At 61.7% G+C, this 25,776-nt stretch carries 24 protein-coding genes and 1 pseudogene; 12 read left to right on the top strand and 13 right to left on the bottom strand.

What is annotated here, in order from left to right; genetic code table 11:
• Window positions 1-68: 68 nt before the first annotated feature.
• Together QOL82_RS29310 and QOL82_RS23430 are read left to right on the top strand one after the other, a co-directional pair.
• Window positions 69-206 carry a hypothetical protein gene (locus QOL82_RS29310; protein ID WP_430438531.1) on the top strand — a complete coding sequence of 46 codons (138 nt, stop codon included), beginning with the start codon at window positions 69-71 and terminating at the stop codon, window positions 204-206.
• Complete coding sequence (locus tag QOL82_RS23430; RefSeq protein ID WP_283444741.1) at window positions 207-947, top strand: IS1595 family transposase; 741 nt, start codon at window positions 207-209, stop codon at window positions 945-947.
• Between the two features lie 29 nt (window positions 948-976).
• On the opposite strand, the gene QOL82_RS23425 is transcribed toward QOL82_RS23430, so the two are convergent.
• The 6 genes from QOL82_RS23425 to QOL82_RS23400 all read right to left on the bottom strand — a co-directional run bounded on the left by QOL82_RS23425 (window position 977) and on the right by QOL82_RS23400 (window position 9,324).
• The gene (locus tag QOL82_RS23425; protein ID WP_283444740.1) at window positions 977-2,293 is read right to left on the bottom strand and encodes a CaiB/BaiF CoA transferase family protein; all 1,317 of its coding nucleotides are present in this window, start codon (window positions 2,291-2,293) and stop codon (window positions 977-979) included.
• A 300-nt stretch (window positions 2,294-2,593) separates the two neighbouring features.
• Window positions 2,594-3,571, bottom strand: coding sequence for a Bug family tripartite tricarboxylate transporter substrate binding protein (locus tag QOL82_RS23420; RefSeq protein ID WP_283444739.1), 978 nt, complete (start codon window positions 3,569-3,571; stop codon window positions 2,594-2,596).
• Window positions 3,572-3,663: 92 nt separating this feature from the next.
• Window positions 3,664-4,818 carry an acyl-CoA dehydrogenase family protein gene (locus QOL82_RS23415; RefSeq protein WP_283444738.1) on the bottom strand — a complete coding sequence of 385 codons (1,155 nt, stop codon included), beginning with the start codon at window positions 4,816-4,818 and terminating at the stop codon, window positions 3,664-3,666.
• Between the two features lie 615 nt (window positions 4,819-5,433).
• The gene (locus QOL82_RS23410; RefSeq protein WP_283444737.1) at window positions 5,434-5,880 is read right to left on the bottom strand and encodes a PaaI family thioesterase; all 447 of its coding nucleotides are present in this window, start codon (window positions 5,878-5,880) and stop codon (window positions 5,434-5,436) included.
• A 282-nt stretch (window positions 5,881-6,162) separates the two neighbouring features.
• The gene (locus tag QOL82_RS23405; RefSeq protein WP_283444736.1) at window positions 6,163-7,371 is read right to left on the bottom strand and encodes an ABC transporter substrate-binding protein; all 1,209 of its coding nucleotides are present in this window, start codon (window positions 7,369-7,371) and stop codon (window positions 6,163-6,165) included.
• Between the two features lie 273 nt (window positions 7,372-7,644).
• Window positions 7,645-9,324, bottom strand: a complete 1,680-nt coding sequence (locus tag QOL82_RS23400) for a sigma-54 interaction domain-containing protein (protein ID WP_283444735.1) — start codon at window positions 9,322-9,324, stop codon at window positions 7,645-7,647.
• 180 nt (window positions 9,325-9,504) lie between these two features.
• Here QOL82_RS23400 and QOL82_RS23395 point away from each other — a divergent pair, with 180 nt between their 5' ends.
• The 10 genes from QOL82_RS23395 to QOL82_RS23350 are packed head-to-tail and all read left to right on the top strand — an operon-like array spanning window position 9,505 to window position 19,580.
• A complete protein-coding gene (locus tag QOL82_RS23395) occupies window positions 9,505-10,734 on the top strand; it encodes a CaiB/BaiF CoA transferase family protein (protein ID WP_283444734.1) in 1,230 nt (409 codons plus the stop codon).
• A gap of 15 nt (window positions 10,735-10,749) precedes the next feature.
• Window positions 10,750-11,529, top strand: coding sequence for an enoyl-CoA hydratase-related protein (locus tag QOL82_RS23390; RefSeq protein WP_283444733.1), 780 nt, complete (start codon window positions 10,750-10,752; stop codon window positions 11,527-11,529).
• 21 nt (window positions 11,530-11,550) lie between these two features.
• Window positions 11,551-13,242, top strand: coding sequence for a class I adenylate-forming enzyme family protein (locus QOL82_RS23385; protein ID WP_283444732.1), 1,692 nt, complete (start codon window positions 11,551-11,553; stop codon window positions 13,240-13,242).
• Window positions 13,239-14,009, top strand: coding sequence for an enoyl-CoA hydratase/isomerase family protein (locus QOL82_RS23380; protein ID WP_283444731.1), 771 nt, complete (start codon window positions 13,239-13,241; stop codon window positions 14,007-14,009). The genes QOL82_RS23385 and QOL82_RS23380 overlap by 4 nt, the downstream gene beginning before the upstream one ends.
• Before the next feature lie 3 nt (window positions 14,010-14,012).
• Window positions 14,013-14,756, top strand: coding sequence for an SDR family NAD(P)-dependent oxidoreductase (locus tag QOL82_RS23375; protein ID WP_283444730.1), 744 nt, complete (start codon window positions 14,013-14,015; stop codon window positions 14,754-14,756).
• A 13-nt stretch (window positions 14,757-14,769) separates the two neighbouring features.
• On the top strand, window positions 14,770-15,936 hold the full coding sequence (locus QOL82_RS23370; protein WP_283444729.1) for an acyl-CoA dehydrogenase family protein: 1,167 nt from the start codon (window positions 14,770-14,772) through the stop codon (window positions 15,934-15,936).
• Window positions 15,937-15,945: 9 nt separating this feature from the next.
• On the top strand, window positions 15,946-16,821 hold the full coding sequence (locus QOL82_RS23365; RefSeq protein ID WP_283444728.1) for a 3-hydroxyacyl-CoA dehydrogenase family protein: 876 nt from the start codon (window positions 15,946-15,948) through the stop codon (window positions 16,819-16,821).
• Window position 16,822: 1 nt separating this feature from the next.
• Window positions 16,823-17,476: a 3-hydroxyacyl-CoA dehydrogenase family protein gene (locus QOL82_RS23360; protein WP_283444727.1), complete on the top strand. Its 654-nt coding sequence runs from the start codon at window positions 16,823-16,825 to the stop codon at window positions 17,474-17,476.
• Window positions 17,476-18,594, top strand: coding sequence for a CaiB/BaiF CoA transferase family protein (locus tag QOL82_RS23355; RefSeq protein WP_283444726.1), 1,119 nt, complete (start codon window positions 17,476-17,478; stop codon window positions 18,592-18,594). The genes QOL82_RS23360 and QOL82_RS23355 overlap by 1 nt, the downstream gene beginning before the upstream one ends.
• Window positions 18,591-19,580 (top strand): NADPH:quinone oxidoreductase family protein, encoded by a 990-nt coding sequence (locus QOL82_RS23350; protein ID WP_283444725.1) that lies wholly within the window; start codon window positions 18,591-18,593, stop codon window positions 19,578-19,580. The genes QOL82_RS23355 and QOL82_RS23350 overlap by 4 nt, the downstream gene beginning before the upstream one ends.
• An 89-nt stretch (window positions 19,581-19,669) precedes the next feature.
• On the opposite strand, the pseudogene QOL82_RS23345 reads toward QOL82_RS23350, so the two are convergent.
• From QOL82_RS23345 to QOL82_RS23315, 7 genes and pseudogenes are all read right to left on the bottom strand, one after another.
• Window positions 19,670-20,509, bottom strand: a pseudogene (locus QOL82_RS23345) (Bug family tripartite tricarboxylate transporter substrate binding protein).
• 325 nt (window positions 20,510-20,834) lie between these two features.
• Window positions 20,835-21,317: a MaoC/PaaZ C-terminal domain-containing protein gene (locus tag QOL82_RS23340; protein WP_283444724.1), complete on the bottom strand. Its 483-nt coding sequence runs from the start codon at window positions 21,315-21,317 to the stop codon at window positions 20,835-20,837.
• A 633-nt stretch (window positions 21,318-21,950) separates the two neighbouring features.
• Window positions 21,951-23,132, bottom strand: a complete 1,182-nt coding sequence (locus QOL82_RS23335; protein ID WP_283444723.1) for a thiolase C-terminal domain-containing protein — start codon at window positions 23,130-23,132, stop codon at window positions 21,951-21,953.
• A gap of 1 nt (window position 23,133) precedes the next feature.
• Complete coding sequence (locus tag QOL82_RS23330; protein ID WP_283444722.1) at window positions 23,134-23,553, bottom strand: Zn-ribbon domain-containing OB-fold protein; 420 nt, start codon at window positions 23,551-23,553, stop codon at window positions 23,134-23,136.
• A gap of 23 nt (window positions 23,554-23,576) precedes the next feature.
• Window positions 23,577-24,371, bottom strand: coding sequence for an enoyl-CoA hydratase/isomerase family protein (locus QOL82_RS23325; RefSeq protein ID WP_283444721.1), 795 nt, complete (start codon window positions 24,369-24,371; stop codon window positions 23,577-23,579).
• A gap of 256 nt (window positions 24,372-24,627) precedes the next feature.
• Window positions 24,628-25,410, bottom strand: a complete 783-nt coding sequence (locus tag QOL82_RS23320) for an enoyl-CoA hydratase/isomerase family protein (RefSeq protein WP_283444720.1) — start codon at window positions 25,408-25,410, stop codon at window positions 24,628-24,630.
• A gap of 10 nt (window positions 25,411-25,420) precedes the next feature.
• Window positions 25,421-25,776: CoA transferase (locus QOL82_RS23315; RefSeq protein WP_283444719.1), on the bottom strand; the 356-nt coding region annotated here is incomplete at its 5' end.

Below are 25,776 nucleotides of genomic sequence, written 5' to 3'. Positions count from 1 at the left end.
ATAAAGGACATCTGGGAGGCGCGTAACACGTCAAACCTCTGCTGCCCTCATGCCAGGGGGAGCAGGTCGTGCGCTTCGGGAAGTACCGTGACCGCCAGCGCTATTGCTGCAAAGCACCTGAGTGTGACAAGACCTTCAATGACACGACGCTGAGCCCCTTGGCTGGGACTCACTACAGCGACAAGTGGCTGCAGTCCCTTCAGTAAATGGTCTGCGGCAAGCCGCTGCGGTTCAACGCCAAGAAGCTCGGCATCCACTTGACGACGGCGTTCTACTGGCGTCACAAGGTGCTCTGCGCGATTCGCGCGAAGGGCTTCGATAGCCTCGCGGGTATTATGGAGTCGGATGAGACCTATATCCTCGAATCCCACAAGGGCCACCGGAACATCGAGGCGGTGTTCGGCCGGAAGCCGCGCCGAAGCGGCGGAAAGGCGATGAAGCGCGGCATCAGCAAAGAGCAGGTCTGTGTGCTTGTTGCGCAGGACCGCCAGGGACATGTACTGTTCCAGGTGGGTGGAATGGGAAGAATCGATTTCTCAGCAATTGGGGCAATCCTTGGCAGCTACGCCAGTGGCATGACGACCCTTTGCACGGATGCAGAAGCGAAATACCGCAAGTTCGCTAAAGAAGCAGGCGTCGACCACCAGGAAATCAGTGCCAGGGCTGGCGTGCGGGTCAAGCGAGGGATATTCCATATCCAATATGTCAACGCCCACCATAGTCGTCTGAAGCTTTGGATACGGCAATTTCATGGTATGGCGACCCGCTGGGCGGACAACTACCTGTCATGGTTCCGTTTCATGGACAAGCACGGTCAACTTGACCGCGCGGAGGTGATTCACCAAATGCTGGTCAGTTCTTGCGCCGTGTCCGGAAACTTCCCCGTAGCAGCTCTTAAGCCTCAAAAGGGTAGAGGGCTATTTCATCGCGCCCCAGAATCGCCATAATCAACTATTATTGCGAACTGAGCGAAAAATTATCGGCTCTCCTGCGGCGAAGAACCGAAGGCCCCCGCCCGTTTCAAGTTCTGTATGTGCTCGCCGTCAAAACCCAGCCAATCGGCCAGCACTTCCTTCGTGTGTTCTCCGACTTTCGGGGCATATCGGGGATCGGCCAGCGGCGTGTCGGAATAGCGGATGGGTAACGCCACGTTTGGCACCCATCCCAACTCTGGATGAGGAATGCGTGTGACGATCTCGCGCTCACGGGCTTCGGGCGAGCGGATGGCTTCGGCCACAGTGCGCAACTCGCCGCAGGGTACCCCGGCCGCACGCATGCGCGGTTGCCAGTATTCCCAGGGCTGCTGCGAAAAGACATCCTGCAACACGGCGAACAGTTCCTCGCGCCGTGCCAGGCGATCCTTGTTGGTCGCGTAGGCTGGGTCTTCCGCCAGGTGCGGAAGGCCGACTACCTGGCTCATCAACCGCTTAAAGATCGGAGTGCTTCCACTGTTGATGAGGAAAGCCCGGTCTTTCGCCCTGAATGCTCCCGAGGGGCAGGAATCCGGACTAGTGTTGGCTGGCCGCCGGAGTGGTTTCCCCGAGAAGATCTCCTGTAGCGGAGCATACCCCGTCATCATGACGGCATTGTCGAACAGGGCGACTTCGACCGACTGGCCCCTTCCGGTTCGCACGCGTGCCATCAAAGCGCCTAGGATGGCGTTGCTGGTCATTAGGGCCGTGCTGATATCCATCACTGGTGACAAAGCCCGCACTCCCTCCCGGTCGGGATATCCGTTCATCGAGATAAATCCGCTTTCCGCTTGGGCGATGGGGTCGAAGCCCCCACGGTCTGCAAACGCTCCCTTGCGCCCGTATGCCGAGACCGAGCAGAAGATCAGTTTCGGGTGCTTCTCGCGGAGGGAGTCGTAACCGAGACCCAGGCGTTCCATCACGCCGGTCGAAAAATTCTCCACGACGACATCAGCCTTGGTGATCAGTTCGCGCACCACCGCCAAGCCCTCTGGCGACTTCAGGTCCAATGCAATGCTGCGCTTGTTGCGGTTGGTCCATACGAACGGTGCCCCGCCATCAAATGCGGGCTCCATCGGCGGGTACTGGCGGAAATCATCGCCCTTGCCGGGTGCCTCAATCTTGATGACCTCGGCGCCCATGTCGGCCAGGATTGTGGTGGCGAAAGGCCCCGCAATAAAGTGCGTGAAATCAACAATCTTGACTCCCTGCAGCGCAAGATCGGCATCTTTGCGGCGCGGTCGATGCGCGGGAAAGTCTGCTTCAAGTTGAGTAAACACGGTATTCTGACGGGATGCATTCGCAATATTCTTGATGGTCATAATTCATATCCGAAAGGGAAAAATTAGGGGAGATGGTGGCCCCGGATTCGCGCAAGGGTTCTGTCGCGTTAAATTTTAAAGTGCGAAACCAAGCATAATGCAAGCCGGGCTCAAGCTGAACGGGCTGTGCTGCCAGTTCCTAGAGCTGGTCGGCAAACGCCATCTCGTTGACACTGTCCGTTGACACTGTCCATCTGCAACGGGCGCTTGCGAATCATGTCCATGCGTTCGATGCCGGCTGGGACTCACTGAATGCGATAGAACCAATACCTTCGGTCGTCTTTTGGGTGCCAATAAAGATTAGTCAACTTTGGCGCCGGCCTGCTTGACCACTTGTTCCCAGCGTGGTATCTCGGACCGGATAAACGCCATGAACTCCTCGGGAGTGCCCGGCGCTGCAGAAGCACCACTGGCAGCGAGGCGCTCCGAGACTTCGTGCGAATTGATGGCCTTGAGGCTTGCCGCGTTCAGTTTCTGAATGATTTCCTTGGGAGTGCCAGCCGGAGCGACAACGCCATACCAGGCAGTTGCCTCATATCCGGGCAATCCGGCTTCAGCCACCGTCGGCACATCCGGTAAGGCAGGATTTCTTTTCGCCGAGGTGACGGCCAGCGGGATCAGCTTACCTGATTTCACATAAGGCACACCCGCGGCAATGCTGGAGAAAATAATCGGCACTTGGCCGCCGAGTGCATCAATCATGGCCGGGCCTTCTCCCTTGTAAGGGATATGAAGCAGCTTGATATCGGCCATGGTTTTAAGCAGTTCTCCACCGAGATGCTGGGTCGTGCCATTGCCGCCGGAAGCAAAACTGTATTTGTTTGGATTGGCCTTGATCAGGCGGATCAGTCCCTTCAGATCCTTCACGCCGAGGCTAGGATGCACTGCTATCACATTCGGAACAAATGCAAAAAATGTGATTGGCGCAAGATCCTTCGCTGGATCATATGGCATCTTGCTGAACAGGCTGACATTTACTGCAAGTGGTCCATTGGTTCCGAAGCCGATTGTGTACCCGTCCGGCGCTGCTTTGGCCACGACGTCGATTCCGATATTTCCCCCTGCCCCTGGCCTGTTATCGACCACCACCGGCTGCTTCAAAACGTCGGACAAGCCCTTGGCATAAGCGCGCGACAGGATATCGGTCGGCCCTCCTGCAGCAAACGGCACGACCAGGCGGATTAGCCTGGATGGATACTCGTCCGCCACGGCGGACGTTGCGACGCCCAGTGCCGCGACGCATGCGACCAGCAGTTTTTTCGTTAGATTAATGTTCATCTTTGTCTCCTTGATGTGGTGGTAGAACGTCACAGACTCAGCGCCGCGCATGGATTACACGCGTTTATCATAGATATTCGAAATAAGATTTCTTACAATTTCATCTGCTTCGCGATGATCGAACGCATGATCTCGCTTGTGCCGCCGCCGATCGAGCCAACTCGCGCATCGCGGAAATACATTTGCATTTCGTGCTCCATCATGTAGCCGGCACCACCCATGATCTGAATGCCCATGTCGGCGCAACGCGAATTGTTTTCGGTGGCGAGCACCTTGGCCATCGCGGTTTCCATGGTGGGCGACTCGCCGGCGTCCAGCATGTCGGCGACCCGGTGCGTCATGACCTTGGCGCTTTCCGACATGATCTGCATGTCGGCGAACTTGTGGGCAATAGCCTGGTAACTCGAAATACGATTGCCGAATTGCTTGCGCTCTATTGCAAAGTCACGTGAATAGTCGATGATTTTCATCATGTTGCCGCACGCCGCCGCGGATAAACACAGCCGCTCAAGGTTCAGGCCGCGCATTAGCGCCTTCCAGCCGCCGTTCAGTTCTCCCAGCATGCGGCTAGCCGGTACGCGTACCTCGTCGAAATAGACTTCATTGGTATGGATCATGCGCCGTCCCAGACCCTTGAGCGGACGTATCGTGATCCCCGGAGTACGGACATCGACAAGGAACAGCGTGATGCCCTTGTGGGCGGCATCGCGCTCGGTCTTGGTTGCAACCACTAAATGGTGCGCGACGTGAGCACAGGTGATGTACACCTTCTGCCCGCTAATCAGGTACTCGTCTCCGTCGCGGACCGCCTTGGTGCGGATGGATGCCACATCGGAACCAGTTTCCGGTTCGGTGATGCACAGTGCGAGACGGATGTCGCCGGCAATCAATCCAGGCATGATTTCCGACTTCAGCTGTGCGCTGGCGCCATACTTTATCTGCATGCCCCCATAGATCACCGTCGTCAGGTAAGCCGACGCAAGCTGCGCATTGTGGTACGCGGCCGTTTCGACGAAGATCGCCAGGTCCTTGTATGACCCATCCGACCCGCCGTACACCTGCTCATGCGGAAGGCCCAGCCATCCCGCTTTGGCGAGCCCGTCATATGCTTCAAACGGGAACTGGCGCGCTTCATCCAGTTCCTGGATTTTTTCGTGCGGCATTACTTTTTCCAAAAGGCAAAGCACGCTTTCGCGGATCATTTTCTGTTCCTCGGTCAGCCCGAAGTCGGCGGTAGATCGTTTCATTAATTAATCACTCCATCAAGAAATTTGTTATTACGAAATTTGTCCATGCCCGCTGCTGCCACATGGGCCACTGCACCTGGCACAAAGGGTGCGCCGGACCGGCTGCTCGCTACGTTATTTGACATTGGCCTGCGCCTCATCGAAGCCGCTCGCCCAGCATGCGAGTGCGTAACGGCCGGTGTGAAACTGCGCTTGCTGGGAATGTATTAGCAAGCGATGTGCCAATGCGCGGCGAACGCGCCGGCCACACTATGCAAGGCTGACAGCCGGCTGCCCAATTCCTTGATCTGGCGGGTATTCCGCGTTCCAGCAAGGCAGCGCGGTTTAGCGCAGCGCGCGGAGCCACATGTCTTCAGCGCGCATGAGGGTCCCGCTCGCGCTTGCCCATCTACGAAAAATACACTTTCGATCACATGGGAAGGAGAAATGCACTGGCCGCATGCACATCCTGGCCGACGGGTGACGGGAGAGAAATCGGTGCAGTCATCGCCAATTGTGGCGACCGCCACCTTAACGAAGAAGTATTAATGCCGGCGCGACCCATTAACGGGACGGCCGGCGCGTTGATTGCATGCGGGTGGCAGCGTCATCGGCCGTCAGGGACCCGCGCAAGTCTTATGCGGCACTTGAGCGATGCGGCGCTACGCTGAAGACCCCCTGCCCTGAAGCGATCAGGTCGCCGCTCGGACAGGCGTACAACCGGATGGACGAAAAGTACATGGATCTGCCGCGCTTGGTGATCTGGCCTTCGGCGCGCAGCGACGTAACCGGCCCGAACCTAGCAGCCCGCAGGAAGTTGCAGTTGAGCGACGCCGTGGAGGCCGCCGGGACCGAGCCGTCCCTCGGCGCACCCGACCAAAGGCCCGCCGCATCGACCAGCGACATGATCACGCCGCCGTGCACCGTGCCATGCAGATTGCAATGCTCCTGCCTTAGATTGAGTACGATGACGGCGCTGTTTTCTTCCGACTCAATGTGCTCGAAACCGAGCACCGCGCCAAAATGCGGCCTCACTGCGCCAGCATCCACGCTGCCCTGATAGTGCGGTTCCTTCTGTGTCATGCGATCTCCCGGTAAGTGAATAATGCGCTGCGCGACCGGAGGCCGGGCACGCAGCCTGGATTTGCGCGCTTTGCCCCGCCCCAGGCACCTTGCCGAGACGCGCTCTTGAGACGGAGGGCTCGACGGCTGCCTGCGGCAGAAACAACCAGTCCGGCCGCGGCCGGACAGGAACGCCGGCAGTGCTGGAGAATAGATAAACAGCCGCCTCGCGCAGAGCGGCCGCCGTGCCGACCGCTGGGGACGGCGCCTGGCCTGCCTGAACGGCAGGCTGACGATGGCGCCTTACTTCTTCAGCAGCGGGCAGGCGCTGCTGGCGAGCGGCATATAGGCCTGGTCGCCGGGTATGGTCTTGACGATTTTCAGCAGATCCCATTCACTTTTGGACTCGGCGGGCTTCTTCGCTTCGGCCAGGTACATGTCATGCACCATGCGGCCATCGGCGCGTATCTTGCCGCCCTTGGCGAAAAAGTCGTTGATGTCCGCCGCTTTCATTTTCGGCATGACCTTGTCCGCGTCGTCAGTGCTGGCAGCTTGCACGGCTTTGAGGTAATGCATGGTCGCCGAGTACATGCCAGCCTGGATCATCGTTGGCATGGCCTTGTGTATGTCATAGAAGCGCTTGGACCAGGCGCGCGTCTCGTCATTCATGTCCCAGTAATAGCCGGTGGTAAACAGCAGTCCCTGCGCGACCGGCAAGCCCATGCCCTTGAGGTCGGTGTCGAAGATCAAAAGCGTCGCAAGCTTTTGCCCGGACTTGGCCAGGCCGAACTCGGCGGCCTGGCGGATCGCGTTCTGCGTATCTTTGCCGGCATTGGCGAAGCCGACCACTTTCGCTTTCGAGGCCTGGGCCTGCAGCAGGAAGGAAGAGAAGTCACTGGCGTTAAGCGGGTGCTTGACGGTGCCCAGCACCTTGCCGCCTTTTTCCTCGATGACCTTGGTGGTGTCGCGTTCAAGCGAAGAGCCGAACGCATAGTCCGCGGTAATGAAGAACCATGAGCCACCGCCGGAGTCCATCACGGCCCGGCCGGTGCCGGTGGCCAGCGCATAAGTGTCATACACGTAATGGATGCCATACGGCGAGCATTCGCTATTGGTCAGCGCGGTGGTGGCTGAACCGGCGAAGATCATGACCTTCTTCTTCTGCACGCCCAACTTCTGCAAGGCGATTGCCGCGGCCGAATCGGTTGATTCGATGATCATGTCGACATTATCGCGGTCTATCCACTCGCGCGCCCGGGTCAGGGCGATGTCCACCTTGTTCTGGTAGTCGGCCGAGATAACCTCGACCGGCTTGCCCAGCACCTTGCCGCCGAAATCCTTGACGGCCATCTGCACCGCCACCACGCCGCCGGAACCGCCATTTGCGGAGTACACGCCGCTCTTGTCGACCATGACGCCGATCTTGACGACATCGGCCGATACCTGGGCCTGGGCAGCGCCCGCGACCAACCCCATGGCGATCGCACCGACAGCTAGTTTACTTGCACGCATCATGTCTCCTGTTTATTGGAATCAGCAACCAGGCTGAAGAAAGCAAAGTCCGAAATGGACAAGTTCATGTCAGGCGGATTCCGTCGCATGACTGCTCCCGAAACGGGATACAGCAAACGATGTGCCATGCTCGCCGGCAAGGGGGCGCACGCGTGCTGTGGAGAAATCGGGGGATGCGAACCGGCGGGAAAGTGTCGTCGTTTATGCTTTACTGAAGAACATGTGTCTTCGAAAACTACATTCGTTCACGTGCGCATGCGGCGCGAGCCCGGATCAGACGTCCGTCGCCGCCGAATTCATTTTGGCCAGTTTCTTGTACAGGTAGGATCGGGAAATATTCAGGTTCTCTGCGACCTTCTTCTTGTTACCGTCAAACTTCTGCATCGCGCTTCGGATGATTTCCGCCTCCACCTTGTCCATGGCATGCTGCATGCTGCTCGCCTGCGGCTGTTTCCCGGCAGGTTCGGCAAGCTCGGCGTGCAGCGCATGGCCGGACATGGCGCCGGTGTCGTCATGGATGCTCTCGAAATCCCTGGGTCCGATCACGTCGGTGTCGCAAAACACCGCGGCACGCTCGACCGCGTGCTGCAACTGCCGGATGTTGCCCGGCCAGGGCAGGCTTTGCAGCAGGGCCACCGCGTCCGGGTCCAGCTCCCTGGGCCGGCTTCCATGGCGCTCGGCGAAATGGGCGAGGAAGGTTTCGGCAAGCTCCGGGATATCTTCCAGCCGGTCGCGCAGCGGCGGCAGGCGCAATGTAATGGCGCTGATGCGATAGAACAGGTCAAGCCGGAAGCCGCCGTTGGCGATCATGGCCCTGAAGTCGCGGTTGCTGGCCGAAATTAAGCGGAAATCCGACCGTTTGGGCCGGTCGCCGCCGACACGCTCGAAGCTGCCGTCCTGCAGTACCCGCAGCAGCTTGACCTGGATGTCGGGCGGCATATCGCCGATCTCGTCCAGAAACAGCGTGCCACGGTCAGCCGCCTCGAACTTGCCCTGGCGGCCCTTGCGGTCCGCGCCGGTGAACGCGCCGGCCTCGTAGCCGAACAGTTCACTCTCGACCAGGTTGGCCGGCATTGCAGCGGCATTGACCGGCACCAGCGTGTTCCCGCTGCGCGGGCTCAGCAGATGAAGTGCATGGGCAACCAGTTCCTTGCCGGTTCCGCTTTCACCGACCAGCAGTATCGGGACATCAAGCGGCGCGACCTTCAGGATATCTGCCTTGAGCTTCCTGACCGCTTCACTGGAGCCGACAATCTGGTCCAGACCATAGCTGCGGTTGCGTATCCCGGACAGCTCGCGTTCATAAAAGCTGACCTGCTTGCGCAGGCGGCCGATCTCTTCGCTTAATGCGTGGATCGCGTCCGGCCCCTTGAACATGACCTGGCCGATCGCGCCGACGCAGCGTCCCTGGCGGTCGAAAATCGGCGTGCGCCTGACCACGCGGCTGGTGCCGTGCATTTCCTGAAGCTGGCCGATTTCCGGCTTGCCGCTTGCCGCGACCCCATGCAGGTTGGTATTTTCGATGACGGCGGTCACATGCTTGCCTATGGCTTCCATATGCCTGATGTTGAAGAACTTTTCGTGGACCGGGCTGAGATAGCGGACCAGGCCCTTGGCGTCGACCACCGTCATTGCCTCGAACGGGTTCGTGATCAGGTGGCGCATGATGTCCGTGGCGAAATCGATGCTGCCAAAGAATTCGAGCAGCGCCGCATCCGGCTCGTCATTGAAGATCAGAAAACAGCCGACCCCCGGCGTCTCCGCAAGAAAACAGGTCAGCGCGCGCGTGGCGCCGTCCAGCATGAACAGACGTGGAATCGGAACGCTGATGCGCTTTGCCCACTGCGCCACGAGGGGTCTTGATACCAGGCTGTTGCGGGCCAGGCCGGAACTGACCACCACTGTGTTGCTGTCGTCTATGACGAGTATGCCCATCGTTTCACGCTGCATCATGCGTTCTCTCTCTACGTATGTACTGCTGTCTCCCAATATAAACACTGTAGTTTAAAAATACACTGAATTCAAAATCTGTCGGTTAGCAATGCACAAACGCGCCGAATTTGTCTGCCACGCCCTGCTGTTCACGTGGGCACAGGATTTGCAATGGTACGGATATTCGACCGAGACCATTCCATGACCCCATTCGACTTCCTTCCCATCTCCGACTCAAGCGACGGCATGCGCATGCTCGAAGGCATAACCGTCATCGACCTCACTACCTCCATCGCCGGCCCCTATGCCACGCAACTGCTGGCAGACCTGGGCGCAACCGTGATCAAGGTGGAGAAACAGCATGGCGGCGACGATGCGCGTGCCTGGGGACCGCCCTTCCTGCATGGCGAATCGCTGTGGTTCCTGAGCGTCAATCGCAACAAGCAAAGCGTCACGCTGGACATAAGCTGCGAACGCGGGCGCGCGGTGCTCGACCAGTTGATCGCCGGCGCCGACGTGCTGGTGGTCAACCTGGGCGCCAGTGCGCAGGAGAGGCTGGGCATCGGCTACGCCCGCCTTGCGGCCCTGAACCCGGCGCTGATCCATGCGTCGCTGACCGGCTTCGGCCTGCTCGGCGCGCGCCGCGACCTGCCCTGCTACGACCTGATCGCCGAAGGCTATTCCGGCGTCATGGACCTGACCGGCGAGCCCGAGAATGCGCCGCAGAAGATAGGCACGCCGGCCGCCGACCTGCTGGCCGGACAGGACGCTGCGATGGCCGTGCTGGCCGCGCTGATCGAGCGCCAGCGCACCGGGCGCGGCAAGCGGATCGATATCTCGATGGTGCGCAGCATGACGCGCTTCATGGCGCCGCGCATCGTGCCTTATCTCGGCGCCGGCGAGGCGGTCACCCGTTCGGGCGGGCGCGACTCGGTCATCGCGATTTACCAGGTATTTCAGGCGGCAGACCTGCCGCTGACACTGGGACTGGGCAACGACGTGATCTGGCGGCGCTTCTGGAGCGCAGTGGGCGAGCCGGACTATGGCAATGATCCGCGCTTCGCCAGCAATCAGCAGCGGCGCGAGCACCGGGCCGAAATCGTGGAAAGGATAGCCGCGATCATTGCGCGCAGAAGCCGCAGGGAGTGGCTGGAACTGCTCGGGGCGCAGCGCATACCGGCGGGCCCCATCAACCGGGTCGATGAAGTCGTGCAGGATCCGGAGCTGCTGGAAGAAGGACTTTTTTACGCGGCCCGGACCGCCGGCGGCATGGTGCCCCAGCTTGGCCTGGGTATAGGATTCGATGGCAAGACCCAGGTGCACCGCAGCCCGCCGCCCGCGCTTGGGGAACATACGGCAACGGTATTACAGGGCCGTCTAGGCATGTCCGCTGAAGCAGTAAGGGCATTGCGCAACGACGGCATTATCTGACTCAAGGAGAACGACATGGAATTCCAGGAAATCATTTACGAAGAAGACGGCCCGATCGGCACCATCACCCTTAACCGGCCCGACGACGGCAATATGTTTACGCCGCAGATGTGCCATGATATCCGCGACTGCATCAATGCGATCCGACGCGAAACCCGCACTCGCGTCATCGTGATCACCGGCGCCGGCGACAAGTTCTTCTGCATCGGCGGGCGCAAGGAAGGCATGGAGGATACCCAGCTGTATGCCGGCGTGCTGCCGACGCTGGACATGTACGAGAGCATAGACCGGCTGCAAAAGCCCGTGATCGCCTCGGTCAATGGTTTCGCGGTAGGGGGCGGCAATGTGCTGCAGGTGGTCTGCGACATAACCATTGCCAAGGAAAGCGCCATTTTCCGCCAGGTGGGTCCGATGATGGGCAGCTTTGACGCTGGCTATGGCACCTGGTATCTGGAAGACCTGGTCGGCAAGAAGCGCGCCAAGGAAATCTGGTACCGCAACCCGAAAATGACAGCGCAGGAAGCCATGTCGATCGGCTTGGTCAACAAGGTTGTGCCGGATGCGGACCTGAAAAAGGAGACCCGCAAGATGGCGCTTGAAATCGCGGACCGCGGCGCGTTCGCGCTGGCCTCGATCAAGTCGGCGTTCAATGCGCGCCACGGCGGCGTTGGCGGGCTCTCGCGCATGGCTCATGACCTGCTGCTGCGCGGCTATCTTGAAACCGACGAGCATACGGAGCTGGCGGAAGCCTTTGCCCAGCGCCGTAGCCCGGACACGTCGAAATTCGGCAAGTAGACCGCGACGGACATCGACACCATGCAGAACCTTCTTACCCTGCACAATCCGCAATTGGCCCGCGACCATTATCTTTCCGGCGTGTGGCAGCAGGACACGCTGTACTCGCTGGCCCGCGTGCACGCGCGGCAGCGGCCGACAGCCTGCGCGTTGCGAGATGTCCATGCCCGCCTAACCTGGCGCGAGCTGGTCGACTGGGCCGACAGCGTGTCCCAGGTCTTGTCTGACGCCGGGCTGCGCAGCGGCGACCGGGTGGCGACCTGGCTACCCAGTTGCGTCGAAGCGCTGGTCGTGTTCCTGGCCTGCTCCCGCAATGGCTATATATGCACGCCTTCGCTGCACCAGAATCACACTACCGAGGAAATCACGGTGCTGCTGCGGCGGGTGCAGTGCAAGGCGCTGTTTGCCATGCCGGGCTATGGCGCGGATGCCGACCGTCATTCCATCTTCGAGACCGCCGCGACCATTGCGTCCGTCAGGAAGTTGTTCGCCGTCGCGCCGCCGGGCGCCGGCGCGCCGGCGGCGCCTGCCGGCAGCAGCCCGTTTCCAGGACGCGCCGCCCCGTCCGTTCTGTCCCCGCCTGACCTGAACCCGGACAAGATCACCTACCTTGCCTTCACTTCCGGCACCACCGGCATGCCCAAGGGCGTGATGCATAGCGATAACACCCTGCTGGCCAACGGGCGCGCGCTGGCCAGCGACTGGCACCATTGCAGCGACGCGGTCATCCTGTCGCTCAGCCCGATGAGCCACCATATCGGCACGGTGGCGTTCGAACAGATGCTGGTGATCGGCTGCGAGCTGGTGCTGCACAATCCCGCGGCAGGCAAGTCCGCGCTAGACTGGGTGCTGGAAACCAATGCCAGCTATGTGCTGGGCGTGCCTACCCATGCGATCGACCTGCTTGCGGCGCTGCGCCAGCGCGGGCTTCCATCGCTGGGCCAGGTAAAAACCTTCTACATGGCCGGCACGCTCATCCCGCGTGAAATCGCCGAGCAGTTCATGAAGCTGGGCGTGACGCCGCAGAACATCTACGGCATGACGGAAAACGGTTCGCACCAGTACCCGCTGCCGACCGACGACGTCGACACCATCGTGTCCACCTGCGGGCGCGCTTGCCGCGGCTACGAGGTGCGCCTGTTCAATCAGGAGAACCCCGACATCGAAGTGCAGCCAGGCGAGATCGGCGAGATCGGCGGGCGCGGCGGCCTGCTGATGCTGGGCTATTTCGATAACCAGGAAGCCACCGAGAATTCCTTCAATGCCGATGGCTGGTTCATGAGCGGCGACCTGGGCCAGTTCGACAGCCAGGGCGCGCTGCGCATCGTCGGCCGCAAGAAAGACCTGATCATACGTGGCGGCCACAACATCTACCCCGCCAGGATAGAAGACCTCGCGCTGCGCCATCCCGCCGTGCTGAAGGTCGCGGCCTACCCGGTGCCGCATGAGCGCCTGGGGGAACAAGTCTGCCTGGCCGTCATTGCCCGCGCCGGCGCCCGGCTCGAGGCCGGCGACATGCTCCAGCACCTGCGCGACGCCGGCCTGTCAAAGTACGATATGCCGGAACACTACATCCGCATGGATGCGTTTCCGATGACCGCAAGCGGCAAGATACTCAAACGCGACCTGGTTGAAATGACCCGGGCCGGCAAGATCGTGCCGCGCCCGGTGCGCGAAGCAGGCCCATTGGTAAAGGAAGGAAAAACCGCATGAGCATCAATCTGAGATATGAAGGCCAGATCGCCGTGCTGCAGATAGACCGGCCGCAGGCGCTGAATGCGCTGAGCTTCGCGCTGCTGGAGAAGATAGGCGAGGCCATCGCCGAGGTAGGCAATTCGGCGGCGCGCGCGCTGGTCGTGGTGGGCAGCGGCGACAAGGCCTTCTGCGCCGGCGCCGACATCACGGAATTGCAGGACCGCAGCCTGCTCGAGCAGAAACGCGGCGCCGAACTCGGCCAGGCGGTCATGGCCAGCCTGGACCGGCTGCCGATCCCGTCAATCGCGGTGATCCATGGCTATGCGTTCGGCGGCGGCCTGGAACTGGCGCTGGCCTGCACCTTCAGGCTGGCAACGCCCAGGGCGAAGATGGGCCTGCCGGAAATCAAGCTGGGCCTGATACCGGGCTACGGGGGCACCCAGCGGCTGCCGCGGCTGGTCGGCGAGGCGCGCGCGCTGGACATCATCCTGTCCGGCCGCACCGTCGACGCCGCTGAAGCGGAACGGATAGGCCTGGTCAACCGCATCGTCGACGGCGCCGACCCGGCCGCCATCGGCCGAGACTACGCGCGGCAGTTCACCGGATACAGCCTGTGCGCGTCGCTGTTTGCGCGCGAGGCGGTGCAGCGGGCGCTGGCGGTGCCGCTTGCCGACGGCCTGCGCATCGAGTCCGACCTTTCCACCCTGGCCTACCAGACGGCGGACGCACGCGAAGGCATGCAGGCCTTCGTCGAAAAGCGCCCGCCTATTTTCAAGGATCACTGAGCGATGAAACAGTCCTGCATTATCGTCACCGGCGCTAGCCGCGGCATCGGCGCGGCTATTGCCGAAAGCCTGGCCCAGGCCGGCTTCATGGTCGGCTGCCTGTCCCGCTCGGGCGACCTGCCGCATCGGCCGGACGCCAGCGAAGAAGTGCGGCAGCGATGGCTTGCCGCCGCCTGCGACGTCACCGACGCCGAAGCCGTGCGCGCAGCCATGCAAGACATTGACGCACGCTGCGGCGTGCCCGTCGCCGGGCTGGTCAACAACGCCGGCATACACCTCGAAGGCAAGTCGGACACCTTTCCGCTCGATCAGTACGAACAGGTCATGCGCACCAACGCAACCTCGGTGCTCATCGGCAGCCAGAGCGTATTTCCACTGCTGCGCGAGCAGGGCGGCCTGATCGTCAACATCGGCTCGTTTTTTGACAAGATGGGCGTCAAGCGTAACTTGGCCTATTGCGCGTCCAAGGCAGCGGTCGGCGCGATCACTCGCTGCCTGGCGGTGGAATGGGCGTCGGCCGGCATACGCGTAATCGATGTGGCGCCGGGCTACATTGCCACCGACCTTAACCGCGACTCCATGGCCAGTGGTCCTTTGCGCGCCTTCCTCGAAAAGCGCATCCCGCGCGGCGAGCCAGGCACGGCCGAAGAGGTCGGCACGCTAGTGACACAGCTGTTTGCGATGCCTTGCCACTTCCTCTCCGGAGAAACCATTTATATCGATGGTGCGCAAGGCATTGCGCACTGATGAAAGGACGACCATGAAGCTTCTGGAACGATTGGACAGCCGCCTGCCCCTGACACAGGAAGAACGCATGCTGCTCGACAGTGTGCAAATACTGGCGCGTGAACAAATCGCCCCGCATGCGAAGCAAGCGGACGAAACAGGTGAATTCCCTCGGGAGAACATAAACGCGATTAACCGGCTCGGCCTCAACGCAATGTTCATCCCTGAGCAATACGGCGGCGCGCCATTGTCCTTTACCTGTTACCTGGCCTGCGTCAGGGAGATATCCAAGGCCTGCGCGTCCACCGGCATTATCTGGGCGACCAATTATCACGCGATCAAGCCAGTCATCGAGTACGGCAACGAAGAGCAGAAGGCGCGCCTGCTGCCGAAAATAGCCGAAGGGGGGCTGGCCGCGCTCGCCATCACCGAACCTTCGGCCGGCTCGGATGCGACCGGAATGAAAACCTCGTTTCGCCCGGACGGTGACCATATCGTCATCAATGGCGGCAAGACCTTCATCACCAACGGCGATGTCGCCGACCAGTACCTGCTGTTTGGCAAATGGAGCGAGATCGACAATCCGAAGGCGGCGATCTCCACCCTGGTGCTGGAGAAAGGCACGCCTGGGCTGAAGGTGCTCGGCACCGAGGACAAGATGGGCACCCGGGCGTCCAGCACCGCGACGCTGGCCTTCGACAACTGCCGCGTGCCGCGCGCGAACCTGCTCAAGCAGCCGGGCGATGGCCTCAACATCCTGTTCGGCTCGCTTAACCGCTCGCGTCCCAGCGTGGCCGCGCATGCGCTGGGTATCGCCCGCGCTGCCTTCGAGGACGCGGTGGCCTATATCAACGAGCGCAAGCAATCGGGCAAAAAGATCCTGGAGTTCCAGGGCGTGCAATTCATGCTCGCCGACCTGGCGGCCGAACTGGCGCTGTGCGAGTCCTACCTGTGGCAGGTGGCAGGCATGGTGGAAGGGGGAGAATCCGACTTCGGCACTGAAGCGTCGATCCTGAAAATGCGGGCCAGCGACGCGGCCATGCGCATCAGCACCGACGCGGTACAACTGTTCGGCGGCTATGGCTACTGCAAGGATTACCGGGTCGAGCGCCTGATGCGGGACGCCAAGATCACGCAGATCTGGGAAGGCACCAACCAGGTCCACCGGCAACTGATAGGCCGCAGCTTTCTTTCAAAATAGGAATTCAACATGACCAACATCAAGACCGTAGGCGTTGCCGGCAGCGGCACCATGGGCGCGGGCATTGCCATCGTGGCGGCGCGCGCAGGCTTTCGCACCCTGGTGTACGACACCCGCCAGGCGGCGCTGGATAAGGCCAGGGAACAGACCCGGGCCTTCCTGGAAAAATCGGTGCAGCGCAAGAAGCTCGAGCAGGAACAGCTGGAACAGATCATGGCGAACTGGTCAGGCACGACGAACCTGGCGGACATGGCCGAATGCGATATCGTCATCGAAGCCGTGTTCGAGGACCTGGCGGTCAAGCATGAACTATTTGCCAAGCTCAATGAGGTATGTCCGCCGCACACCCTGTTCGCATCGAACACCTCGACCATTTCCATCACCGAGATTGCGGGCGGCAGCGGACGCGACGACCGCTTTGTCGGCATGCACTTCTGCCTGCCGGCGCAACTGATGAAGCTGGTGGAAATGTCGCCCGGCATGAACACCAGCCAGGACAGCTTCAGGCAGGCCTGGGAATTCTGCGCCGCGCTCGGGCAAAAGCCGGTGAAGACGCAGGACACGCCCGGCTTCATCCTCAACTACTTCCTGATTCCATTCAATAACGACGCCATCCGCCTGGTCGAACAGGGGGTCGCGGAAGCGGCCGAAATCGACAAGGCGATCAAGACCGCCCTGGGCTACCCGATGGGACCGCTGGAGCTGCTGGACCTGGTCGGACTGGATACCCAGCGGCTGCTGTGCGAAGCCATGCACGGGCTGACCAATGAGCCGCGCGCCGCCTGCCCGCCGCTGGTTCGGCGCATGATTGCCGCCGGCCACCTCGGCAAGAAAACCGGCAAGGGCTTCCATGCCTATGCCAATGCAAAGATGTTTGGAGCCTGACATGAACACTTCCTACCGCATCATCCAGAACGGCGACAGCCCTTCCTTTCCGGCCGATCATCCCTTTCTCAGCCAGGCCGACGCGCAGGCGGCAGCCGTGGTCTACCTGGGCGCAGGCAGCGGCGCCGTCTTCGAGGCCGCGCCCGGTGCGCCCTTTGTCGCCATCGAGCTAGGCAACGAATGCCTGGGCGTGCATGCCGGAGAAGCGCAGGACGGCGCAGCGACCAATGTGGTCGGCTTTGCGCGCTTCCGGCTCGGCGACGCCGAACCCAGCGCGCTGGTCGAACTGGTCAGGCAATCCTCAACCTCCGAACAGGCGCTGGCCGCAGCCAGGGCGGCGTTCGAAGCCGCCGGCCTGGTGGTGGCGGTCTGCAATGACTCCCCGGGCCGCATCGTCAACCGCCTGGTGCGCCCCTACTACAATGCCGCGCTGCGAAGGCTGGACGAAGGGCTGGCCACCGCCGACGACATGGACATGACGCTGCGCCTCGGCCTGGGCTATCCGGAAGGTCCGATCGCGCTGTTGCGCCGCACCGGCCTGGCGCACCATTACGAGGTCAGCAACGCGCTGTACCAGGCCCTGGGCCAGGAACCGTACGCGCCGGCGCGCGCCGCCCAGGTCGCCCATGCGCGCAAGCCCGGAAAGGACGCCTGATGCAGCCCTTGAAGGGAATCAGGGTGCTGGACTTGAGCACCCTGCTGCCCGGGCCGATGGCGACGCTGCTGCTGGCCGAGGCCGGCGCCGAAGTCCTCAAGATAGAACGGCCTGGCGGCGGCGACGACATGCGCGGCTACACGCCGAAGTTCGGCGCCGACAGCGTGAATTTTTCACTGCTCAACCGCGGCAAGCAATCGATTGCGATCGACCTGAAGTCGGCGCCGCAGCGCGCGCGCCTGGACGCGCTGCTGCGCGAGGCGGACGTGCTGGTCGAGCAGTTCCGCCCCGGCGTCATGCAGCGGCTGGGGCTGGACTATGCAACCCTGTCACGCATGAATCCGCGCCTGATCTACTGCTCCATCACCGGCTATGGCCAGACCGGCCCGCTGGCGCAGGTGGCCGCGCACGACCTGAATTACCTGGCCGAGAGCGGCATGCTGGGACTGAGCCGGGGCGCGGACGGCGCGCCGGTGCTGCCGCCGGCGCTGATTGCCGACATCGGCGGCGGCGCCTATCCGGCGGTGATGAACATACTGCTTGCGTTGCAGAACCGCGCGCAAACCGGCCAGGGCTGCCATCTCGACATCTCGATGGCGGACAACCTGTTTCCGTTCATGTACTGGGGGCTGGGCAATGGCTGGAGCGCCGGGCAGTGGCCGTCGCCCGGCGCTGAACTGGTCACCGGCGGCACGCCGCGCTACCAGATCTACCGGACCAGCGACCACCGCTACCTTGCCGCCGCACCGCTGGAAGACAAGTTCTGGAACACCTTCCTGGAACTGATAGGCCTGCGCCAGGACGCGCTGTCGCAGGACGATGCGGAGACGATACGCCAGGTTGCCGCGGTGATTGCGCAGCAGCCGGCCAGCTACTGGACGGCGCGCTTCAAGGACCGCGACGTCTGCACCGTGCTGGTCGCGGACCTGGAAGAAGCCGTCGGGCATCCGCACTTCATCGAGCGCGGCCTGTTCAGAGAAATACTCAGGGATGGCGACGGACGCAGCATACCGGCGCTGCCTGTGCCTGTCTGCGCGGCATTCCGCCAGTCCGCGCCGGCGGCGGCGCCGGCGCTGGGGGCAGCCAATAACATGCTTGCAAACGGAGAAAAATCATGAAGGCCGTACTGATCCGTGAATTCGGCGAGCCGGCCAGCCTGCAGGTGGAAGAGGTGCCCGACCCGGTCTGCGGGGAGGACGACGTGCTCATCGACGTCAAGGCCGCCGGCGTGAACTTCCCCGACCTGTTGGTCATAGAGGGCAAATACCAGATCCTGCCGCCGCGGCCCTTCAGTCCGGGCAAGGATGTCGCGGGCGTCGTGCGCGCCGTCGGCGCCAGGGTCAGCCGGATCAGGCCGAGCGATCGCGTGATGGCGCAGCTTGAATACGGCGGCTATGCCAGCCGGGCGTGCGCGGCGCAGCAGTCCTTCCACGTGCTGCCGGACGCCATGTCCTTTACCGATGCGGCGGCCATGGGCCTGGCGTACCAGACTGCCTATTTCGCGCTGGTCGACCGAGGCGGCTTCAGGCCCGGCGAATCGGTCCTCGTCAATGCCGCGGCGGGCGGCATCGGACTGGCCGCGGTGCAGGTGGCCAGGGGCTTGGGCGCCACCGTATTTGCCGGCGTCAACGACCCGGCACATGCGCAACTGGCGCAGCGTTACGGCGCCGACCATGTCGTCGACCTCGAGGCAGCCAACCTGCGCGACAGCCTGCGCGACCAAGTGTACCGGATGAACGGCGGCAAGGGCGTCGACATCGTGCTCGACCCGCTGGGAGGCGATGTGTTCGACGCATCGCTGCGCGCTCTGGCCTGGTGCGGCCGCGCAGTGGTCATCGGATTTGCGGCTGGCCGCATTTCCGAGATCAAGGCCAACTACCTGCTGGTCAAGAACATCGCGGTGAGTGGCCTGCAATGGAGCGACTACCGCGAGCGCACGCCGGAACGCGTCGGGCAGGTGCAGCAGGAACTGTTTCGCCTCTACTCGATGGGCGCGCTCAAACCCCATGTTGCGCAGGAACGTCCGCTGGCGCAGTTCGCCGATGCGCTGGCCGTGCTGCAACAGGGCAAGTCGGTTGGCAAGCAGGTGCTGCTGCCGGACTGATCGCTGCCACCGGGCAGGCCGCCGGCAGCGATCCGCCCCGGCTGACATGCAAGCAAGCGGCATCGCTGCAGGCTCGTTCGCCAGCGCTGTCAATCGACCCGCGCTCCCGAGGCTTTGATGATCGGCGCCCAGCGGGCAATTTCCGAGCGGATAAAATTTCCAAACTCCTGGGGCGTGGTTGTGGCAAGGGTTCCACCGTTTTCCTTGATCCTTTCCCTGAGTTCCGGCGAGTTCATGGCTTTCATGTTCGCCTCGCTGACCTTGTGAAGCAGATCGGGCGCCATGCCCGGCGGCGCGAAAACGCCATACCATGCCGTTACCTCCTATCCGGGAAATCCCTTCTCTGCAATCGTGGGTACGTCCCGCAGCGCCGGACTGCGCTGCGGGGATGTCACTGCGAGCGGTATAAGGCTGGCGGCACAAATATGCGGCATGCAGGCCGGCACGCTGCAAAACGTGATGGGCACCTGGTTGCCTACAATATCGATCAGCGCGGGGCCCCCGCCCTCGTAGGGCACGTGCGTGATCTCGACATGCGCCGCCTTCTTCAACATCTCCACGGCAAGATGCTGGGTGGTTCCGTTGCCGCCGGAGGAGATAACGTATTTACCGGGGTTGGCCTTGAACAGGCGGATCAGCCCGTCCAGATCCTTGACCCCGAGGCTGGGATTCACGGCGAGTATGTTCGGTCCAAAGGCGAGGTGAGAAATCGGCGTGAGGTCTGTTGCCGGATCATAGGGCATCTTGGAGAACAGCGTTACATTGACCGCCAGCGGGCCATTCGTTGCAAAACCCAGCGTGTAGCCGTCGGCCGGGGACTTTGCCACGATGTTCACGCCCAGGTTGCCGTCGGCTCCCGGCCTGTTATCAACCACGGCCGCCTGCTTGAAAATCTCGGACAGCGCCTTTGCGTAGGAACGCGCAAGGATGTCCGTAACCCCGCCGGCCGCAAAAGGGACAACGAGGCGTATGGGCCGTGACGGATAGTGGCTGGCTCAGGCAGCGGACATACGAACGACAAACGTTAGCGCGCCGGCACCCAGCGCCTTTAAAACTGTTCTATTCATTTCCTGTCTCCTGCGACTCTGTCCTGGTTCAAATCCTCATCCACCCGCCACTATAGGCCCATCTGTCCCGCTCCAGAAGCGCCGCGCCGCCGCAGCCCCGGGCGTGCGGCAGCGTATATAAAGGCGGGACCCCGTGCTCTGGCGGCGTGTCCGCTGTCGCCGCACCGGGCCTGGGCGTGCAGCGTTGTTATTTCGTGTTCGCTGCGTCCGCCGGGCGGCGTCGATAGAGGAAGGTCGTCGTCATCTCCTGCGCGGCCGTGCCGTCCTGCTTGATGACCCGGCGCTGGAAGGTGACGACGCCGCGGTCGGGCTTGCTCGTTTCCTTCTTCGACAGGACCTTGGAAAACATCCTGATCGTGTCGCCATGCTTCACAGCCGAGAGCATGCGCCAGGCATCGTTCTGGAGCAGCGCCAGCAGCGTCCCGTCGTTGATGCCGCTCGCGTATTGCAGGCCAGCCGCGACCGCATACACCAGCGGACCGTGGGCAATAGGCTCGCCAAAGTCGGTGGTCTTGCAATACTCGAAGTTGGTGTGGACTTCATTGAAGTCGCCGGACAGGCAGGCAAAGTTGATGATGTCGGTTTGCGTAATGGTCCGGGCCGGGCTGATGAACTCGGCGCCGATCTCGAAGTCTTCAAAATATTTTCCGCGTGCAGATGGCTTGGTCATGTTCGTTTCTTCCATTATCTCGGTTCTCTGAATGATGTTGCTTGCGTCGCTGAGGCGCCGCGATCCCTAAGCAGGTGAGCAAAAGTCTTTTGAATTAGACTCTACGCATAGAAGCTTCTCAGACGTTGGGGGTCCTATCTGCCTACGTTTAGATACCGCGCACCTTGTCAGGTAATCCTCGCAGACTGGTTTAGTGAACTCTCTACGCTTAGGATTAAACGCTTCGAGAAGACGCACGTTCAATTGCACGTTACGTTGATGCCAAATTGCCCGGCCAGTGTCGTGCATGGCTAAGCACCTCTGAGACCGCAAATCCCTGCGCAGCGCTTCTAGTAAGGCTTCTTTTTCGCCAGGTAATAGTGTAGGTATGTTGATGTCCATAAAAGTTTCCCTTGCGTTCATTCGTCCCTAATAGCGATTTGGTATAACTCGTTAGTCCAAACCACGTTAGAAAAACATGCTGAATATATGATGGGCAGGATGTCTTCCTCAGCACGCTGGCTCTTGACATCCGGGGTTAATATTTCATTTAACAAAATTTTTTAGTCAAATTAGTTAGCCAAGGGGCGTGGTTTGTTTCAAAAGACTTTTGCGTACCTGCTTAGGACCCATTGCCGCGCAGGGGCGACCGGCTTAAATCGTGTCCTTGGTCAGGATCAGGGTGCAGTGCGACGACAGGATGCCGCCTTCGTTATGCACCAGCGCCACTTCCGCCCCTTCCACCTGGCGCGACCCCAGGCCGCCGCGCAGCTGCCGCACCGCTTCGACGATACCGAACAAGCCGCCCGCCGCGCCGGCATGCGCATGCGAGAGCATGCCGCCATGGGTGTTGACCGGCATCTTCCCGCCGATGCGCGCATGGCCTTCCTGGTAATAGGCGCCGCCTTCGCCGCGCCCGCAAAACCCGAGTTCTTCGAGCTCGATGATGGGCACGATAGAAAAGCAGTCGTACAGTTGGGCCACATCGATATCCGACGGGCCGACGCCGGCCATCCGGTACGCCGCCTCACCCGACTCGCGCGCGCCGAAATGCGTCAGGCTGGGCGCGCACATGATGTGCTCATGCGTGTGGAATTCGCCTATACCGGCCAGGTAGGCCGGACGGCTGCGCAGGTCCCTGGCGCGCTCGGCCGAGGTCACGATGAAGGCGCCGCCGGCATCGGAGAGCAGGCAGCAGTCCAGCATTTTTAGTGGATCGGCGATCGGCTTGGAGCTCATCACCTGGTCCAGGGTCAAGGGCTTTTTCATATGGGCGTTCGGGTGGAGCAGGGCGTGGTCCCGGCTCGTGACTGCGACCATCGCCATCTGCTCCTCGGTCGTGCCGAACTCTTCCATGTGGCGGCGTGCGATCATGGCGTAAAAGCCCGGGATCGATGGCCCGTACGGGCGTTCGAAATACGGATGCCCGACCGCCATCAGGGCCGCCACCGCCTGGTCGCGGCTTTGTCCGCTGGCGCGGTTCTCGCCGGCACACACCAGCACCGTGTGGCACTGCCCGGATGCGATCGCTTCGGCCGCATGCTTGAGCATGACCGCGGGCGTGGCGCCGCCGACCACCAGCGATGCGTTGTAGCGCGGCTTGAGGCCCAGGTATTCGCACAGTACCGTGCCCAGCATGAAGTAGGGCTCGGTGAACGAGTAGGCGGTCAATACGCCATCGATGTCGGATACCTTGAGGCCCGCATCATCCAGCGCGCGCCGCGCCGCCTGGGCATTGAGCCCCAGGCCGCTCATGCCCGGCACCTTGCCGATGTCGGATTCCCCGACACCCACGATAGCCACCTTGTTTCGCAATGTATCTGCCTGTGTCGTCATGTCAGTTGTTTCCTTGGGCGCCGCGGCGCGTGAATTGAGGCACCTTGGCGGTTTCGCCGCGGGCCTGGTAGCAGACGTCGACCGCATCGCCGATCCGGGTATCGAGCGCCCCCTCGCCAAGGATGTTGGCCATCATCCGCGGCCCTTCTTCCAGGTCGACCAGGGCAACCACGTAGGGCACCAGGTCATTGAATTCGGGCAATGGCGCACGCCGGATCACGGTGTAGCTGTGCACCGTGCCGCGTCCGCTGGCCGCGATCCACTCCAGATCGGTCGACCAGCAGGCCGGGCAAAGGTAGCGCGGCAGAAAATGTTTCACGCCGCAGGACTTGCATTGCCGGATCATCAGGCGCTCTTCGCGCGCGCCGTCCCAGTAGGCCTGGGAGTCCGGGTTTACAATCGGTATGGGTAGTTGGCTCATTCTATCTCTCGCTTGAAAAAGTATTAATCCGGCCTGGTAGCGCCAATGAAATCCGCAGGCCGTCGTGCAATCGCAGCATCCAGGCCCTCTGCAAATTCGCGGCCCGACATGGCAAGCGCCTGGCCCAGGCCTTCGAATGCCAGCATGTCGGTCAGGGTGGTCTCGAAACTACGGGCCAGCAGGTTCTTGGCAAGGCCCATTACCGGGGCCGGGCCCTCTGCCAGGCGCCTCGCCTCGGCCAAGCCGGCGGCTTGGAGTTCGGCATCCGGCACCACCCTGGCGACCAGACCGAGTTCGGCCGCGCGCTGTGCGGTGAACGTCCCGCCGCCGAACAGGAAGTTCTTGGTCTGCGCCATGCCTATCAGGCGCGGGAGGTGATACATGATGCCGATGTCGGGCACGGCGCCGATCCGGAAAAACCCCGACATGAACTTCGCGCTTTCACCCGCGATCACGACGTCGCCGGTAAGCGCGAGCCCCATCCCGCCGCCGACGGCATGGCCATTGACCGCGACCACCACCGGCTTGTCGAGGTTGATCAGCGGCGCGAGCCACCGGCTCAGGTCGCGGAAGCGGCGATGCGTCGTCCACGGATCGGTTCCGGCCTTGAGCATTTGAAAATCGCCGCCCGAGCAGAATGACGGGCCATCGGCGGCCAGCAGCACCGAACGCACCAAGCGGTCGCGGCCTGCTTCCTCCACTGCCGCGCCGAGCTGCTCACGCAGTTCTATTGTCAGCGAATTGCGATTCTCCGGACTCGAAAGCCGGATGATCATGACAGGACCTTCTCTTTCCGTAATCACAAGCTTATTGCTCATTGTCGTTCTCCTTTTTCCACATGTGGCTATACGCCTTGTAATGCCTTCAATAGCAAGCGTTGTGCCAATCGGCCGGTACAGCATGCCGGCATGCCGCATTCCCCAGCGCAGGTGATGTATATCGATGACGCCGCCACGCGGTTGCCGTGCAGCCCGGAGTGTCTGCATCAGATACAGTAGCCGGAAGACTCGCAATCAGAAATACACAGCAGATACACTGCGCACAGGCCTGCCCGGCGGCGCATCTGGCGTTCTGCTATTTCCACCTGAAGGCCAGCGGCTTCTTGTCGAGGAAGCGGCCGACGGCGTCCTGGTGGTAGTCGGTATGCATGGCCAGCGCTTGGGCATAGGATTCGAGTTCCGCCAACGTATCCTGGTCGAGATTAAAGGACCGGTTGAGTATGTTCTTGGCCATCCCCAGCGCCTGGGTCGGCGCATCCGCAAAACGCGCGGCCAGGCTCAGCGCTTCATTCAGCGTGTTGCCCTTCGCGTGCACCGAGAACGCGATGCCCAGCGCCAGGGCTTCCTTGGCGTCGACTTCGCGTGCCGTGAACACGATTTCCTTCGCGCGCTGCAATCCGACGATGCGCGGAAGAAGGTAAAGGCCGCCGAGGTCCGGAATCAGGCCGATGCGGGCAAACGCTGCGCAGAAACGGGCATCAGCGGCGACGACCACGAAATCCGATGCCAGCGCCAGATTAAATCCTGCGCCGAACGCCGCGCCTTCCACTGCGGCAATGACGGGTTTTTCAAGGTTCACCAGTTCGCGGAACCACGGATGTAAACGCCGTACGCGGTCCCTGCAGTCCAGTGCCGGAAGCGTCTTTTCAGTCAGCGACTTGAGATCGCCGCCGGCGCAGAAGGTATCCCCCACACCGGTCAACACTACCGCCTTCACATCGTCCGCATCGCGGGCGGTCTCCACCGCATCGGCGATTGCGCGGCGCATGTCAAGGTCGAAGGCATTGCGCCGTTCAGGTTTGTTAAGGGTAATTACCAACGTAGCGCCGTGGCGCTCAAGCAATACTGATGGCTTCATGACGATGACCTTATTGATGTGATGAAGATGTACCGGAGTCGGCCGCGGCACCAAAGGCTCCGGCCGCGCGCACTGCTTCCTGCTCGCTGTCGGACAAGCCGAGCATGTCGCGCAGCACTTCCCGGTTGTGCTCGCCCAGCAGGGGGGCTGCGGTGCGGATCGTTCCCGGCGTGGCAGACAGACGCACTGGAACGCCCACCATGCGGATCTTGCCGGCTCTCGGATGCTCCACTTCGACCAGCGAGCCGCGCGCCTTGACCTGCGGATGATTGACCAGTTCTTCCATGTTGTTGATGGCGCCGACAGGAATGCCGCAAGGCACCAGGATCGCCTCCCACTCCTCGTAGGACTTGGACAGGAACACTT

It is taken from the genome of Noviherbaspirillum suwonense, from assembly GCF_900182955.1.
Lineage (GTDB): Bacteria > Pseudomonadota > Gammaproteobacteria > Burkholderiales > Burkholderiaceae_D > Noviherbaspirillum_A > Noviherbaspirillum_A suwonense.
Note: the sequence above shows the minus strand (reverse complement) of the source record. Positions and strands in the feature narration are given on the sequence as shown.